The sequence below is a fragment of the Rahnella inusitata genome, assembly GCF_018288855.1.
GTDB lineage: Bacteria > Pseudomonadota > Gammaproteobacteria > Enterobacterales > Enterobacteriaceae > Rahnella > Rahnella inusitata.
This window is the reverse complement of the sequence record NZ_CP065026.1, coordinates 83,104-99,671: the sequence shown is the minus strand read 5'-3', so window position 1 is coordinate 99,671 and position 16,568 is coordinate 83,104. Positions and strand designations below refer to the sequence as shown.

The 16,568-nt window shown below is 46.2% G+C and carries 17 protein-coding genes; 7 read left to right on the top strand and 10 right to left on the bottom strand.

Going from position 1 to position 16,568, the window contains the following annotated elements:
• Positions 1 to 74 precede the first annotated feature (74 nt).
• Both I2123_RS25090 and I2123_RS25085 read left to right on the top strand, forming a co-directional pair.
• Positions 75 to 416, top strand: coding sequence for an MFS transporter (locus I2123_RS25090; RefSeq protein ID WP_213052967.1), 342 nt, complete (start codon positions 75 to 77; stop codon positions 414 to 416).
• Positions 417 to 762: 346 nt separating this feature from the next.
• Positions 763 to 2,223, top strand: coding sequence for a sensor domain-containing diguanylate cyclase (locus I2123_RS25085; RefSeq protein WP_213052966.1), 1,461 nt, complete (start codon positions 763 to 765; stop codon positions 2,221 to 2,223).
• Between the two features lie 305 nt (positions 2,224 to 2,528).
• On the opposite strand, the gene I2123_RS25080 is transcribed toward I2123_RS25085, so the two are convergent.
• Entirely contained in the window at positions 2,529 to 2,867 is a 339-nt protein-coding gene (locus I2123_RS25080; RefSeq protein ID WP_244879964.1) for a type II toxin-antitoxin system RelE/ParE family toxin, read from the bottom strand.
• A gap of 14 nt (positions 2,868 to 2,881) precedes the next feature.
• Positions 2,882 to 3,151, bottom strand: coding sequence for a hypothetical protein (locus tag I2123_RS25075; protein ID WP_213052965.1), 270 nt, complete (start codon positions 3,149 to 3,151; stop codon positions 2,882 to 2,884).
• 541 nt (positions 3,152 to 3,692) lie between these two features.
• Between I2123_RS25075 and I2123_RS25070 the strand changes: the two genes are divergently transcribed.
• Positions 3,693 to 6,314, top strand: coding sequence for a TrlF family AAA-like ATPase (locus I2123_RS25070; protein WP_213052964.1), 2,622 nt, complete (start codon positions 3,693 to 3,695; stop codon positions 6,312 to 6,314).
• A gap of 63 nt (positions 6,315 to 6,377) precedes the next feature.
• Here I2123_RS25070 and I2123_RS25065 read toward each other — a convergent pair whose 3' ends face one another.
• The 8 genes from I2123_RS25065 to umuD all read right to left on the bottom strand — a co-directional run bounded on the left by I2123_RS25065 (position 6,378) and on the right by umuD (position 13,697).
• Positions 6,378 to 6,977: a DUF2913 family protein gene (locus tag I2123_RS25065; RefSeq protein WP_213052963.1), complete on the bottom strand. Its 600-nt coding sequence runs from the start codon at positions 6,975 to 6,977 to the stop codon at positions 6,378 to 6,380.
• Between the two features lie 102 nt (positions 6,978 to 7,079).
• Positions 7,080 to 8,018 carry an Rpn family recombination-promoting nuclease/putative transposase gene (locus tag I2123_RS25060; protein ID WP_213052962.1) on the bottom strand — a complete coding sequence of 313 codons (939 nt, stop codon included), beginning with the start codon at positions 8,016 to 8,018 and terminating at the stop codon, positions 7,080 to 7,082.
• 423 nt (positions 8,019 to 8,441) lie between these two features.
• The gene (locus I2123_RS25055; RefSeq protein WP_213052961.1) at positions 8,442 to 9,323 is read right to left on the bottom strand and encodes a RepB family plasmid replication initiator protein; all 882 of its coding nucleotides are present in this window, start codon (positions 9,321 to 9,323) and stop codon (positions 8,442 to 8,444) included.
• Positions 9,324 to 9,650: 327 nt separating this feature from the next.
• Complete coding sequence (locus tag I2123_RS25050) at positions 9,651 to 10,457, bottom strand: FRG domain-containing protein (RefSeq protein WP_213052960.1); 807 nt, start codon at positions 10,455 to 10,457, stop codon at positions 9,651 to 9,653.
• A gap of 93 nt (positions 10,458 to 10,550) precedes the next feature.
• Positions 10,551 to 10,820, bottom strand: coding sequence for a ribbon-helix-helix domain-containing protein (locus I2123_RS25045; RefSeq protein WP_213052959.1), 270 nt, complete (start codon positions 10,818 to 10,820; stop codon positions 10,551 to 10,553).
• Between the two features lie 30 nt (positions 10,821 to 10,850).
• Positions 10,851 to 11,501 (bottom strand): AAA family ATPase, encoded by a 651-nt coding sequence (locus tag I2123_RS25040; protein WP_213052958.1) that lies wholly within the window; start codon positions 11,499 to 11,501, stop codon positions 10,851 to 10,853.
• A gap of 499 nt (positions 11,502 to 12,000) precedes the next feature.
• Complete coding sequence (gene umuC, locus I2123_RS25035; RefSeq protein ID WP_213053058.1) at positions 12,001 to 13,275, bottom strand: translesion error-prone DNA polymerase V subunit UmuC; 1,275 nt, start codon at positions 13,273 to 13,275, stop codon at positions 12,001 to 12,003.
• On the bottom strand, positions 13,275 to 13,697 hold the full coding sequence (umuD, locus tag I2123_RS25030; RefSeq protein ID WP_213052957.1) for a translesion error-prone DNA polymerase V autoproteolytic subunit: 423 nt from the start codon (positions 13,695 to 13,697) through the stop codon (positions 13,275 to 13,277). Before umuD ends, umuC begins: the two co-directional genes overlap by 1 nt.
• A 269-nt stretch (positions 13,698 to 13,966) precedes the next feature.
• Between umuD and parM the strand changes: the two genes are divergently transcribed.
• The 4 genes from parM (at position 13,967) to I2123_RS25010 (ending at position 16,149) form a co-directional block, all read left to right on the top strand.
• Positions 13,967 to 14,932: a plasmid segregation protein ParM domain-containing protein gene (gene parM, locus I2123_RS25025; RefSeq protein ID WP_213052956.1), complete on the top strand. Its 966-nt coding sequence runs from the start codon at positions 13,967 to 13,969 to the stop codon at positions 14,930 to 14,932.
• 18 nt (positions 14,933 to 14,950) lie between these two features.
• A complete protein-coding gene (locus I2123_RS25020; RefSeq protein ID WP_213052955.1) occupies positions 14,951 to 15,346 on the top strand; it encodes a plasmid partitioning/stability family protein in 396 nt (131 codons plus the stop codon).
• Positions 15,347 to 15,383: 37 nt separating this feature from the next.
• Positions 15,384 to 15,617, top strand: coding sequence for a hypothetical protein (locus I2123_RS25015; protein WP_213052954.1), 234 nt, complete (start codon positions 15,384 to 15,386; stop codon positions 15,615 to 15,617).
• A gap of 298 nt (positions 15,618 to 15,915) precedes the next feature.
• Positions 15,916 to 16,149, top strand: a complete 234-nt coding sequence (locus I2123_RS25010) for a hypothetical protein (protein WP_213052953.1) — start codon at positions 15,916 to 15,918, stop codon at positions 16,147 to 16,149.
• The last annotated feature ends 419 nt before the right edge of the window (positions 16,150 to 16,568 follow it).

The window sequence follows — 16,568 nt, the reverse complement described above, 5'->3', positions numbered from 1 at the left end:
CAACTCTCGATAGATGTGTAAGCACACCTGTTTTAGTTCCACGCACTTTTTTCGGTGCATCAGGATTTGGAATAATGGTTCTGGGCCTGACGGCGACGCCCATCGCAATGAAGCATTACGGTTTCGATTTGTCACAAATCGCCGCCGAGATCCAACTCTATATACTGAGCCGGTTTGTAACGTCGTTTTGCTCAGGAAAACTGATCGACCGGTTCGGTGTCATTAAAATTAAGCTGACGGGTCTGCTTCTTATGCTTGCCTATATTGCTCTGGCTGTTTCGGATGTCTTGTGTGGGATATTTGCCATTACATTAGTCCTGATGGGACTAGATTGGAATTTTCTCTACACCGTCGGAACCAGCCTGCTGGCAACGACTTACACCACGGGTTATGCTGGGGTGCATTATATGTTTTAGTTACCGGAAGATATTTTTACGGGCGAGTTAGGTACATTAAATTTCAATATAAACAATGGATTAACCTCTTAGCGTGGTTTTTTTACATCATTGGCCCTCGGCCTCCAATACGGTGCATAAATAAATGCTATACAGGAGTTTGTCGCTCAGTAGAACGAAATTCGTAATAATATTGCTGTGCCGTAACGGATCACAGGATCGCGAAACGGCTAGAATTATTGGCACGAGGGAGCACAGATGAGATCATTTAGGTTCCAAAGGGTCACTAACTAATAAGAGTAACAGGCCCGGCTTAACTGCCTAGACAAAGTGCATTTACCATTAAAAGACATTTTAGGGAAATTGAATGAACAGCCCTTATTGGTTGACGAAAAGACGGGTCATTATTTTATTTACTTTCATGCTATTAACCGCTTTTATGCTCATCAGCTGGAGCAGTTACGAAGTCGCTCGGCAATCCCTAAATAATGAAATTGAAGAAAATATCCTGCCTCTAACCAGCGATAATGTCTATTCAGAAATTCAGCAAGATCTGTTGAAACCCATTCTTATTGCATCTTTGATGGCTCACGATACTTTTGTTCGTGATTGGGTTCTAAATCGTGAACAGGATCCTGATGCAATGATTCGTTACCTCAACGAAATAGACCATCGTTTCGATACTATTTTTTCCTATTTCGTTTCTGATAAAACCTACCGTTACTATGACCCCAAACGCATCCTCGAAACAGTCTCTGAAGAGAGTCTACGGGACCGTTGGTTCTTCCTGGTTAAAGCGCTGCCCGTGGACAAACCCTATTCGATTGATGTCCGTCCAGATCCAGAGGACCATACCCATCTTGACGTATTCGTTAACCATAAGGTCAATGACTATAAAGGTGACTTTATCGGCGTTACTGGTATTGGTATTTCAGTGGAAAAGATTAAGGTGCTGATTGAAAAATATGAGCAGCGCTATAGCCGGACTATCTACTTTGTAGATAAAAGCGGACAAGTAGTCCTGCATGGTCAATCCTTCCAACGAGCAGCGAATATCAGGCAGCAACCAGGATTAGGTCCACTGACTACCGCTATTCTTACTGTTCCCGGCGGAAGCTACCGGTATCAGGTCCAGGGGCAGCAAGTGCTACTCAATACTCGTTTATTACCCGAGTTCGATTGGTATTTGATGGTAGAACAAAGCAATCATCCTCTGGAAAAGGTGCTTTTCATCACGCTACTGAAGAACCTGAGCATCGGCATTGTGGTCAGTGTGCTGTTTTTATTACTGCTATGGCTGACCATCGGCGGATATCAGCGCCGGCTGGAGCAAATGGCCACCAAAGATAAGCTCACTGGAGTCATGAACCGCCAGGCATTTGAACATCATTTCCTGCGTATGCGTTCAAATATGTTGCAACAGGGCAAGCTGGCGAGCTTGACGATAATCGACATAGATTATTTTAAACCCATCAACGATCTTCACGGTCATAGCATTGGCGATCTGGCCATTGGGCACATCGCCAGGCTGATACAAACATCTCTGCGGTACACCGACGGCATGTGTCGCTGGGGGGGGGATGAATTTCTGGTGTTGATGCCGGAATGCAACGGCGAGCAAGCTGTGGCGCGTATGCGAACCCTGTCCGAGCACATTGCACAATCACCGTTAATCTCAGGAAGCAAAACCATACCGACCACCATAAGCTGTGGAATTGCAGAGACCCAAGGCAATGAGGAACTGAGATCCTTGGTGGAGCGCGCAGATATTGCTTTATATCAAGCCAAGCGGCAGGGGCGGAATTGTGTCGTAAAAATGGATGAATAATCCGGCAGGCAGCGGAGTGATGGGCTGCCGCGATGCTGATACTGATCGTTTCTACATAAGAAGGCGACTTACCTCACTATGTGAAACACTGTAATTCTAGGTGTCATCGACGGCGATTTGCCTCAAATACTGCATATTATCAGCTAATGTTAATTGCTGCCCGGCACACGCCAATGCCAATAAAGAATGGCGTCTTGCTGACCTGCCGCTAGGATTAGATACAAGGCTCAGTTAGTAATGTCGGACCTTTGACCCGCTCCCTTAAAGCAGACATAAAAAAGCCCGGTATAACCGGGCATTGAGCATCATTTCAGAATGTTATAACGGTAAAGCAACTTCCCAAAATCTTGTTTCATACTAACAAAAAGCAGTATCTCAATATTCGTGCCGTCAAAATCGTAGAGCACACGATACTCACCTTCTACATCAAGCCTTTCACGCAACATCAAACCACGATCTGAAAGGTATACGTTGAAGCGATACCTCTGAGGATCTTCAGTAATGTTAGCAACAGATTCTGTTAGTAGGTTATCGACGAAACTCGCAGCCTGTTGCTGCCCGATCGTCCCACTTTTATATGATTCAATATCTTCCAAGCACTGCTGCGCCATTGGCGCGACTACAACTGAAAACTGATTTGACACTCAATACCCCACTATTATTTTCTTGCGGCACGTAGCCTCCCTAAAACATCTTCTGGGGTCATGCCTTTGCCATCTGCGATTTCCTTTTTAGCCATCATTGTCAGCTTAAAAAGGGCATTTATATTTCTTTCCTGCTCAATTTCTCTCAGTTCCGCCTGACGTTCTGCGGCGGTCTGAATGAAAAGCTCTGCGACACCGTTTTTTGTTACGTACATACCTCCCTCAAAAGTTTGTGCATTTCCAAGACTGTCTCTGGCAAGTTTCTGCGACATGGTCTGAGTCATATTTTTTCCACTTAAAGCGAGATCTACTGGCGAGAACAGTAATCTCGTTGCTCCTCGGATAGGGCTTCGCATAATTGCTAAGCTAATTTCTCGCTCGCGCGACTTGTGCGCGTTATAAGATTATAACATCTCGGGTAATATTGTGTACATATTTGTACGCGCTGGGTCTCGCCACGAGTAGATCCGCTAAAATGCCCATCGTGACGAGTGTCTTTCCGCATAGACTCACGCCGTATAAAGTGTGGTGAAATCATCCTGAGGGTTGAAAATTTTCAACACATCACAAATGACATTTAGGTATACCTAAATATCATGTTAATTTTAATAATCACATAGATAAAATTAACAATTGTTATTAATTTGGTGCGAAGTGTTCTATAGGACAATACCAGCGGACCTTTTTCCTTGAGTCGGAACTTTAGGCAGATCGTGAATTCGCTTGATGAAAACGAAAAGGGAGTGAAGCTGAATTTAATCCGGCCTAGAATCGACTCATACTGCTCATGAGTCATTGAGCTTTTAATGAATAAGGTGTCAAGGAATGTTTCCCATCTTCAACAATGGCAGTTGCTGGATTAAAGCCGATTTTCATCTCCATACACAGGCAGACAAAGAATTCAGGTATAGAGGCGAACCGGACAGATTTATTTCTGACTACGTGAAGACCCTCAAAGAGGCGGATATAGGGCTGGGGGTTATCACCAATCATAACAAGTTTGATGTTGATGAATTTAAGGCTTTGCGTAGAGCGGCTGGTCGGGAGGGGATCGGATTACTGCCGGGAGTGGAGTTGTCGGTCAATGATGGTAAGGCAGGTGTACATACTCTTGTGGTATTTGCAGATGCCTGGTTCATTAATCAGCAGCAGACTAATCATATACAGAGCTTCCTTACTGCAACCTTTGCAGGGATTGATAACTTTGAAAATGAGAATGCCAGGTCTACGGAAAATATTGTTCAGACCATCCGTAGCCTAGACCGATATGGACGAGATTACTTTATTGTCTTTGCTCATGTTGAGGCAGATAACGGATTATGGGGTGGGATGACTCCTGGTAGGATTAAAGAACTTTTTGAAAATGAGCATGTTTGCCACCGTGCACTTGGTTTTCAGAAAGTCACGACTCGTGATTGGCGCGTAAAAATTCAGGAAAGTCTTGGTTGTCTTTATCCCGCCGAATTACAAGGTTGTGATGCAAAAAAACTTGAAGATATAGGTGCCAGAAAGGTCGCCTGTTACCTAAAATTGGGGAACTATAGTTTTGATGCCGTGCGTTTTGCATTGCAGGATTTCAATAATCGGGTCAGACCCGATATGCCGCTAGTAACACACAGCCATATCCGACAGATAGCGTTTGAGGGCGCCGGCTCTCTGGGAGGAACTGTTGTGAGATTTTCTCCAGAGCTTAATACCTTGATAGGGATCCGCGGAAGCGGAAAGTCATCCATTTTAGAAGGGGTGCGTTACGCTCTCGATATACCGTTCGGTGAAAAGGCCTCTGACAGGGAGTATAAGGAAAATCTCGTCAGCAATCTGCTGAAAAGCGGTGGAAAAATTACAGTGGATGCGATTTGCCGTCGTGGGATGGCTTATCAGATCACCCGTATCTACGGTCAATCGCCTGAAATCACCGTAAACGGGCAGGTACGAGACGGAATTGCCTTGCGAGAGACCATCCTGCATAAGCCTGTCTACTTTGGTCAAAAAGATTTATCCAATACCGGTGCTGGATTTGAAAATGATTTAATTGAAAAACTTGCGGGGGAATTATTGATTCCTGTTCGCGAGAAAATAAGCCACCAAAACGCTGTTGTCATTGACGTGTTACGCCAGTTGCTACGCCTGAAAAAAACGGGTGAAGAGTTGGCAGAGTGGCAGGCGAAAGAGAAGGATGCAAAATTTAGACTCAGTTTTTACACACAACACGGTATTGAAGAAAAACTTGAGCGGCAGACAATCTTTGAACGCGATGAGCGTTACATTAGCAGTACCAACAAGCAGGCAACCGAAGCTCTGGACGCATTGCACGAAAAAATTGACGAAACTCTCGCTGGATTGAAATCCGAGCAGGTACATTTGTCAGCCCATAACCAACTCGACATTGATGATTACCGTGCGGGGTATGACCGCCTAACTGCTCACCTTGACACACTGTCTACTGTCATGGCCGATTCTCGCCAAATCCTTGAAGAACTAAATGGAAAACAGCAAGCTTTCACTCAGAAAAAGCATGCTCTGAATGATGAATTTGCCGAAATTGAACGTAGTCTGGCCGAAGACTTGCGACAGGCAGGTGCAGATAAAATTGACCCGACCGAGTTTCTGCAACTCAAATCAGGACTGGAAACAGCGGAGCAGAAGATCGCTGGGCTCATCCGAACCGAAGCCGGAAAAGAAGCCCTGAACCAAAGACTTAAGGAGGAACTGTCCAAACTGGGTGATCTATGGGCAGGGGAATACAAAGAAATTGAAACGGTATTAGCCTCTGTCAGCCGAGCGGATTCAGCATTGAAGATTATCCCCGCCTTTGCGAATGATAAAAAAACCATGCTGATAGTTTTGAAAGAGGCTTTTACCGGTAGCCGATTGCGGGAAAGCACTATCCAAGCTGTTATTGATGAATTCAGTGACTTTGGAGGACTCTGGTTAAACAGGGACAAAGTTTCAACCATCGTTACGGGATCCGCCGACACATTTATCGAACATTTAGAAAAGCAGATAGAGACTCTCATTACTTGGCAGCCACGCAATACCTATGCCATCGAGTTCAAGGGCAAACCGTTGGAGGAACATTCACTAGGCCAACGAGCTTCAGCGTTAATGCTTTTTGTCCTGAATCAGCAAGATAACGATGTGGTAATTATCGATCAGCCAGAGGACGACCTTGATAATCAGACTATCTATGATGATGTAATCAAGATTATCAGGATTATGAAACCCAAGACCCAATTTATCTTTGCCACGCACAATGCCAATATTCCAGTTCTAGGCGATGCAGAAAACGTGCATACCTGTGAATACGAACGTGGCAAAATTAAGTCTACTGGGGGCGGAGTTGATGCGCCGACCGTTCAGAAGCAAATTATTGCTGTAATGGAGGGGGGACGTGAAGCCTTTGAGCGACGCCGGGCTGTTTACGGTTCCTGGCTTAGCCAGAGTTGATTTAATCAGGCCTTTCTAAAAGCAGGCCTGAGAGCATTCGTTTACTCGCTTAAACTTTGGCAATTAGCTTGATTCAAGGGTAAAAACGGAAAACTCTGTTAATTCAGGTTGCTGTCGGAAAGAGAGGTAACACTGTTCCATTAGGGCGTAAATACCTGAAATATCGCCCGTGAAGCGTATTGGCAAAGATTTTATCAGCGCTCCGGTGTCATCAAATGACGGATGAAGCTGGGCTTTTGGGGTATAGACGGCACTAGCTGTTTCAGAGCACTTCCAGCCGTTCTCCCAGTCTTTAGGCGGAACCAGAAAATCTAGCCATCCCATTGTCTTAAGGGTTTCGATAAAATAGGTGAAGCGAAAAAGTACGCTCTGGGTGGCGAGTTCGCCCACGCTGGAACGATATATATAATCTATTTTGTTAAACAGATTGGCAGAGAAACCATATTTTTTGCCCTGAGCCAACAACCATGCAATATCCGGTGCGACGTTTTTGGGCAGCAGACGCCGTTTCTGTGCGGTCATCAGCCACTGCATGATAAAGAGGTGTTGTTGCAGTTGGGACTGCGCTTTTCCTTCCTGCTGCGCGAGGCGGACAGCGACAAGCGCACACCAGGCTAAGTGGGATAATTCGGATGTCGGGCGGGGTTCGTAAGCGGCGGTCACTGGGCAATCTCGTAGTCAGATGTGGCGAGGCGTAATAGCTCAGCTCATGAGTGCGGAAATAAAATTAAAGAGAGGTCGGGTAAGTCCCAACCTCAGAGAGTATTAGTGGCGGATTTGCTCGACTTCAGTTTCGGTCAGACCGGTCATTTTCATGACCATTGCGCGATCGAGACCGCTGGCCAACATCGTGCGGGCAATTTTTAATGCAGCTTCGCGTTCGCCTTCTTCACGCCCTTTTTGCTCACCTAATTGCAGACCTTTCTGGATTCCGCGTTGTTCACCCTCAAGGCGTAACTGCTCAGCGATGGTCATAAGAGTCTCCTCATGTTGCGGCACGCGTGATGCCAACGTATTAATCAGGGCTGCCGGGTCACGGGATTCACCGGCCTGAAGCATATAGTTTATCACAGATATTAACTGTTCCTGCGTGGTGTTGCCACCGAGCAACAAGGTAGTCAGCTGGTCCAACAGTTCTGTCAGGTCGCGCTGGCGAATGTGTTTTTGCAGCAACTCAAGTATGGCCATCCGACGATGCTGCATAATTTCATCATCCGGGATTATCGTGATATCTACCAGTGGAAAATTTTCACCATACAGGGTTCGTGCATATTCAGGCGTTTCAAACTCATCCAGCCAGCTCATCGAATACGGGTAAGGACTGACTTTGCCCTGGTAAAAGAGAACCGGGATAACCAAAGGCAAAGTTTTATGCCCTGCATCGAGATGGCGTTGCATTGCCGCAATGGCATATCTCATGAGGCGGAACGCCATGTGTTTATCTGGCGTGCTTTGGTGTTCGATGAGGCAATAAATATATCCTTCACCATTGCCCGCCTTCAGGGAGTACAGCACATCGGAATAATACGGCCGCAGGTCGTCTTCGATGAAAGATCCCGACGCCAGCTGCAACGTATTTAAATCACAAAGTTTACGCAACGCCGGTGGCAGATGGATATCCAGGAAATCGCGAGCAGTTTCGGGATGGGTCAAAAACTGTTTGAACACAGCGTCATGTAATGTTGGGGTCGTATTCTTCTTCATGGCAACTCCTGCCGACATATTCCTGTGATGATCTTACCATAGGCATCCTTCTGGCAATATTCATCCTTGCCAAACTTCCCATTCAGCCGTGTAATCACACTAATATTATTTTTTAAACAGCTAAAATGACTATTAACATGGAATTTTTCAATATCTATAAAATATCATTTTAATATTAAATTAATAGGTTTTTGCACATCCAAACCGCAAAGCGGTTACTTTCATAATGAAGGCGGTCACTTTCATAAAATCTGGTAAAATGATGCTGCTTTCATAATACACCCCTTGGATTTGTATACTATTCGTACATAAACGGTGAGAAGCGAAGACAATTTTAATGATATTTATGAAAGTGGCCGCTTAGCTCAAGGTTTTTATGAAAGCAACCGCTTTTCCCGCAAACATTTATGAAAGTGACCGCTTTTAAGAAGTCGCTAATCCGAGCTTGGGTGAACGGGTATGGATTATGAACATAATCTCCCTGCCCTTTTTCGTCTCTGTGTAGTCGATATAACCGATTTTCTTCAAATCAGTCATTGCTCGGCGGATCGTCGCGTTTTGGTCTTTAACTTGCGATTCCATCGCCAGACGCTCCCGGAGACGTTTCATTGAAATAAACAATGTAGATGGGGGCATACTTTCAAAGTACACATACAGTGACTGCGCTGCTTCTTTACGGGATAGCTCAGAAAGTGCTTTTAACCCAAGCAAAACCTTGTGGTCGTATCTGTAAAGTTCCCAAAGGCTTGGATCCCCAACAATTTCAACCAGATCAGCATCCATATCTAACACCGCACGTTGAACTAGATGCGTCACTAGGGAGCGTTTGCCATCTTTGCTGCGAAATGCCAGGGTAACACTCGATAAATTGAACAGAGAGTCGCTGAGACGCGTTCTGGCTCGTCCGTTGATATCTGTGGGCTTCAAACCACACATACGTGCAAACTCAGAAAACGGTAAGGTTATCTTTTCACTGGAATAACCGTATTTTGAAAAGGCAGAGATGATCCCTATCCACGTTTTGAAATCAGTGGACATACCGAGCTTGGCGCCCTGAATTTTGATATTTGTATACCCTTCCTGCCTAGCTACCTCTAAGCTGGAAAGTTCTTCTGACGCATCAATCAGAAATTCCCGCTTCCCCTTTTCCTTAGGTGAAACAGGGGTAAACACGCTCAATCTAAGTAGTGCTACAGGCTGGACAGTTTTGCTGCTGTTCGGGATCAGTTCATAAGCTGTGCCTGAATCTTTCTTGATGATCGCGAATGGACTTTCTGGTGGATTGATATCATTAGAGTTTTCCATTTATCCACACCGTATTTGAAATTTGAGAACTTTTTATGAAAGTAACCGCCTAAAGGTTATGAAAATAACCGCCTTTATTATGAAAGTAAACGCTAAATTTATGAAAGTAACCGCTTTTCTTATGAAAGTAACCGCCAAGCGTGCCGATTTAAGTAATGTTTTCAATAGAATACGAGGCTGGTGATCTGTTTTTCTTTAATATGATCTAATTATGATCTTAAGAATTGTTATATCAGGTGTATATGTGGATAACTTATTGATACTAAAGTCTCTGACTAGATCTTGTCTTCAGTGCGGTACGGGTTAAAGGGTTATTCTCCCATTCCTTCACCATCTTTCGTTGCTGTAACGTCCAAAATTTTCACTGTTGGCATAACCGAAACCGTCGATATCAGGAAACAAAGTTAACTGGCGTACATCAAAGCTATCTTCGAGTATCCTTAAACAAACGCTTTTCATTTGAGGCGTAAGACCAATCGCCAGGAATGCCTTCTTTTCTTTTTTAAACGCCAAACTACTTACTGGGTCATCACAAACTCTGCTGTATAAAAATTCAGCGCTTTGAGCAGCAATTCTTTTTGTTACTACAGGTGGTTGCCAGACAACAGGATGTGAGCCCGTATCAAGACCTTTAGTGTCCCCTGCCCCAAAAATTTCGTTATATCCCCTTTCTTCAGAACGACCTTCAAAACCCAGAATATTACTTATATGCCATCCCAGTAGAATGCCTGTTTTGTCAGTTTGCGATCTGCAAGCGAACCATAAAGCCACTAACATATTTCTTGATACATCGATCAGCCTTGTTGCAGCACCATGGTGTTGAAGCTTTGCCAGTAACTCAAAATCAGTCAACTTCCTGCCATTTTCATAGCCATAGCCCTGATGCCAAGCGTTAAGTAGCAGATCTCTTTCATAATCGCGCATCGTCATCTCAGAAGGTGGCTCTTCCCAGCGTCTTTCTTTCAAGAGACGGCGATATGCTGAACTATGTATTGCCCAACTCACATCACCCTGCCCTCTCCACATGTATACACTTCGTCTGTCACCAGAATGGTCATCAATAATTTCCAAAATCTGGCTAAATTTACTAGGAGTGTATATTTCACCAAACAACAAAGTCTGCGTTTTATGCACGTGTTTAACCATTATTACGAATCTAAAAACCAATCAATTTAATATCATAATGATAGTATTATAAGTGTTAAAAGAAACGATAGAGAATATCCTCTAGTCTTTCTTCCCACCAATCATTGCGCCTTCATTAAGTACATGCCGGATCCCGATGTTGATCAGAGCCGCGCGCGAAAGCCCTAGGTCACCTGCTTTCTGGTCTAATTGGTCAAGGATATCTGGGGTGATAGTTAACGTGATTTGTTGTTTTTTCCCTTTAATGACACCTTTCTTTTTGGCTGACTGGCCATCTGGAGCACCTTCGATGAAAGCATCTAGTTTAGCGCTGGCTTCATTTGTTTTTTTTGGTGGTTTGGTAATTGCCATTTAATATCACCTTAATATTAATATGATGTTTTATTGATTGTTAAATAGGATGTTTATGAGGGTAGTAAGTTCCAGATTAGCTTTAGCATCTTGTGGCTTATATTCAAAGACGCATTGGCCTGAACCAGCAGCATTTGAAAATGCTTTACGGCCAACAATATGTTCAGGGATAAACTCAAGCTCCGGGTAATCGGTAAAGATGGCTGCAGCTTCTCTATTGTCTATTGAGTTACGATTTGCATCGGCAACGTTAATGATTGAGTAAGCTTTCAACCCGTCACGCACACTACGTGCCTCTGTAATTAGGTCTGAAATATCCTGCAAAGCCCATACATCAAAACTGCCTGGACGGTAGGGAACTAAAAGTACATCTGTCAAAACGAGTGCTGCACGCAATGCTGTTGAGTCCCTGCCGCCAGCGTCAATGATCACATCATCATACTTTGCTTTTTGCTGCATAAGTTGTGAGCGCAGAATCGGGCCATCGGCATAAGCCGAGCATGCGATACCTGGTTGGATATCGTTTTGTGCTCTTATGCTGATTGCCGTCTGTGCTGTCTCCTGCCGGTCAGCATCAATAAGTAGGACATCGCGGCCTTGCATGGCTCTGGCGGCAGCAATATTCACTGCAAGTGTTGTTTTCCCTACACCACCTTTAGTATTCCCAACTGTAAGAATCATTTTTTACCCTCATTTTAATATTAAAATGCTGTGCTTATGATGTTCTTATACTAGCAGTAAAATATCTTTTTAAACCAGCATTTTCTTAGATAATCATCATAAAATGATATCTTTTTAATATTAATATGATTTGTTTTTGATGTGTAAGTGATTGTTAGCTAGATAAAGATAAATTTCATGCATGGGTTAAATGGGCTAGATGCAATTGCTATTGCATCAGAGTCACTTTTTCTCCACTTAGGTGGCTCTTCGATAGCCCTAGTTTTTAAAATACTATTTAAAATATTCCAAGCATAAAACTCCCGTCCGACCATACTGTGGGAATTGGGTAGGTAGGGCAGAGTAGAAGCACAATCCAGATTTTAAATGTTGAGATGGATTAATGGTATGTAAGTTATTTTAATATCATTTTAATATTAAAAAAATATTATTTAACAATCACAATGATTTTTTTTTAATATTGTATTGCGGCTAAGATTTACACGCAGATAGAGAAGGGTCAACGAATAGAGGCAACCGGTAAATCCGACCATCTTGTGGTGTAAGCAGGGGATAGCATGTCACGTTTCATCTGCCATTCGGGTGCAATCCCACGCCCCGCAAACCATATCTTTCCCAGACCCGACTGATTGATACCATCGAGAACGTGCATCAACGCGTCACTGGCAGGGCGGGGCCTAACTTCATCGAACAAATCCAACTGTGACACACCGTTTGGTGTGAAATCATTGAGCATGATTCCGGCCTTTGCGTACCGGCGGCCATTGTCCCAGATGCGATCGAGCGCCTTCATTGCGGCCGCTATAATATCGCGGGTGTCTCGTGTCGGTGTGGTGAGCTTTTCAGAGGCCACGTTGCTGTAATAGATTTCGTTGGCTGCGAAAGGTGATGTTTTCACGAAAACGGAAATATGCCTGCAGTACTGATGTTCACCCCTGAGCTTTTCCGCTGCCCGTTCGGCATACTGGCAGACGGCCTGATGCATAGCCTCATAGGTTGTGATCCTCTCGCCGAAAGAGCGGCTGCAGATAATTTGCTGTTTGGCGGGCGGGGCTTCCTCCAGGCTGATACAGCTTTCGCCCTTCAGTTCCCGACATATCCTTTCCAGGACAACGCTAAAGTTCTTCCTGATAAAAGTGGGATTCGCGCGAGCGAGCTGCAGGGCAGTGTGAATACCCATCAGGTTTAGCTTTTTTGAAATCCGGCTTCCGCAGCCCCAGACTTCCTGAACGGGCATCAGCGATAACAATTTTTCAGTCCGCCGGGGATTACCCGGCGTAAGAGCCAGTACACCCTTAAATTGTGGCCATTCCTTCGAGGCCCACTGAGCGGCTTTGGCCAAAACTTTGCCGGGTCCCATCCCTACACCGATTGTCAGGCCAGTTCCCTTCAGAACGTGGGCGCGCAGCTGGTGGCCAAAGGTTTCAAAATCCATGCAGTTATCGATGCTTCTGATATCAATAAACATTTCATCGACGCTGTATTGCTCCACGCGTGGCGAAAGTTCCTCTAAATGACTCATCACCCGTTGGGAAAATGAGTGATATAAGGAATAGTTGCTGGAGAACGCGTACACCTTCTCAGGGAACGACATCTGCTGGATCTGAAACCACGGCATGCCCATTTTTATGCCTAATTTTTTGGCTGCTGCGGATCGCGCCACGCAACAACCATCATTATTGCTCAATATTATCAATGGTTTGTCGCGAAGTTTTGGGTTAAGAACCGCTTCGCAGCTTGCATAAAATGAATTTACGTCCGCCAGGGCAAACATCATTCACCGCCCCGGGTTTTATGCACAAAAGCCATCACGACTCCAAAAATCTGCAAGTCCTCCGGATAGATTGTCGGAAAGTTAGGGTTCATGGCCTGAAGCCCGGGGCGAGGTGTCAGTAACAGTCTCTTTACCGTGAATTCACCGTCTATCTCCGCTATCACAATGTCACCATGATGTGCCTCTTCTGCCTTATCTACGACCATCAGATCACCGCTGTGCAAACCGATATCGGTCATCGAATTTCCAATCGCCCGGACGAAGAACGTGGAGGATTTTTTCTTTATACAGTAATCGTTCAGATCCAGTTCTGCGTCAGCGTAGTCGGCACAAGGGCTGGGAAAACCGGCGGGGCATCGTTCAATAAACAGGGGCAACGAAACCTTCACCGGATCAACGGCGACGGGAGTGATATGTAGCATGGCAACTCCTTTCAATAACACTGTATATAATTACAGTATTATTGTTGTGAAAAATCAGACTTGCAAGCGCCGTATGGCTTCTTTTAACTAGCTCTCTGTTTTCTCAGGCGGAAATAATTCGTGGGAACATTCTTTGAACAAAATGCATTTCACCGCAAATAAATCCCTTTTTGACGATTTAATAATACTCATAATGAGTATTATTAATTGCCATTAGTCCTTTTTGGGGTATTATATTTACTCTAATTGAGTAAATATAAGGGTGTGTCATGAAAAAGATGGGTTGTGACGACGGTTCGACGAACGTAAAACTGGCCTGGCGGGACGGCGATGAAATCTGTACCTCTGTCTCGCCGAATTCGTTTAAAGCGGGGTGGAAGGTCGCCGGGATCGGCAGCAGTGAAACGTACAACTATGAAATTGACGGGCTGAAGTACTCCTTTGACAGCGTCAGCCATCAGGCGATCAATACCACCAACATTGAATATCAGTATGGCGACACCAATTTGCTGGCCGTACATCATGCACTGCTCACCAGTGGCCTGCCGCCACAGTCGGTAAGCCTGACGGTCACCTTACCTATCAGTGAGTTCTACACCAGCGACTGTCAGCACAATGACGTCAACATACAGCGTAAAATTGACAATCTGCTGCGGCCGGTAACGCTGAACAAGCGCGAAACCTTCACCATCGCGCATGTTGACGTCATGCCGGAATCGTTGCCTGCCGTGATATCGCCGCTGGAACGTGCAGGGGTAGGGGCGCTGGAAACCTCGCTTGTGATTGATCTGGGGGGAACGACGCTCGATGCCGGTGTTCTGGTGGGGCAGTTTGAAGATGTCAGTGCCATTCAGGGCAATTCTACGATCGGGGTATCGATGGTGACACAGGCCACACTCACGGCACTGCGTATGGCCAACAGCGACACCAGCGCCTTTGTGGCCGATCAACTGATACAGCGACGGCATGACCGCGAGTTTGCCGCCACAGTTGTCAACGATGAGTCAAAAGTGGACTATGTGCTGGACATGATAAGTTCGTCCATCGAGCGACTCGGGGAACGGGTGGTCAATGAGCTGTCGGCGTATCGCCAGGTGAACCGGGTTTGGCTGGTGGGGGGCGGGGCGTCGCTGATTGAGGCTGCCGTGCGCCGTGCCTGGAAACTGGCCCCCGACCGTATTGTGGTGGTCAATGAACCCCAGACGGCGTTGGTTCGCGAACTTGTTTTACTTTAATTCCAAGGAGCGCTATCCGTGACCGACAAACGTAAGAAACTGACCGTCTATTTGCACCCTGAAGACGACAGTCAGGATGCCAGGGCGATGGAGATTATCGAGTCAGTTCCCCTGCGCACCCGTGGTGATTTTTTCCGGGCGGCGATCGTGGGCGGAAGCGCGTTATACCAGCTGGATAAGCGTCTGCCTTATCTGTTGTCCATGCTGTTCGATGGCCAGCTGACCGCCGATCAGCTGGTGGGTATTATTCAGCAAACGACGGGATGGCAGCCCACGACGGCCAGCATTCAGGAAGTCATTGCCGCCTGCGCTGGCCAGGTGCCTGCCCCCTCAGTGCTCCCGGAACCCACCGGCAGTACGGAAGGGGAAGGGCAGGCCCGAACTAATTTCAAACGCATGCTGAAAAAAGACTGAAGCCCTCCGGCGTGCCGGATGATTTGTGGAGAGAACCATGTCATTGATGCTGTTATGCAAAGGGATAATCGGACTGGAGACGCTGACGGGCAGGGCGCGCAAAAGCGCGGCGGAGTGGTGTTTTCTCCTCAGCTGCCTGTTTATTGTGCCGCTGCTGATATTTGACGGATTCAGTGTGCCGGTGAAGATACTCCTGCAGCTGTGCTGGGCGATCGTGGTGGTACGCGCGGCCTTTCTGGCCTCTGAAACCTGGAAGAAAAACCGTAAGTAAAACCGATCATCGTTTTTCCGCCGGCCTGGGTGCCGGTTTTTTTTATGGCTACATCAGGCCGGGAGTGTGCGGTTTTCACCTCAGCTGCAGACGATATGACGCTTCCTCGTCGCGGCTGTTCGTTCCTCGCGGTGCTGCGGTACGCCTCAGCCGAGTCTGCGGCGAGCGTTGCGGGTTTTTACAGGGTGGACTTTTTTTCCACTTTTCGACATTCTCAAGACGACGGCCCGGTCGTGCTGGACGGCATCAGGACCCGGACGCATGATAAGGGGGCGTTTAACCCCGCCGGAGACATGAAATGGTCATTAATCCCCGCTTTCCTAAAGAGCTGATTTTCTTCTCGGACGTCAAAGATGCCGTCGCTGACGCGGCGACCCGCATTTTTCTGACAGGTAAAGAAATCTGTCACGATACCCTGGTGGAATGCCTGGCCGACCGGCTGACTTTTGCGAAAATCATTGAAGACAACTATACGGCCGGCGTGATGCAGCAGGCGATTGATCTGCTTGAAGAGCATCGTGGCCACCTCTGAACCGCCCGCGACGAACAGAATGTCATCCTCATTCATCGGCCGGCCTGGCCGGTGTCTGTCCTGCTGCAATTCATTTCGGGTACCGCGACCGTCGTCGCAGACTACCGCCTCATTTTCAAACCGCAGCCGGTTATCCACAGATTCACTGAGTAACTTCGGTATTCGCGGGGGATAAGTCGGTGTACCTTTCTGCGCCTGTCCTTTCCCTGGCGGCTTTTAGCATAAGATACCCTCTTAACTTGCAAGCGGAGATCAGGATTAAAAGGGCCATTTTCGAAGGACAGGGAAAGTAAAGGTCTGCTTTGAGCGAGGTATAGTCATTCGCACCCTGAGAATTACACTTTGAAGTGATTCAGGGTATGCGCTTACTGGTTACGAATATTGAGCGAGAATCATGCGATGATCGCCGCTTTTCTTTC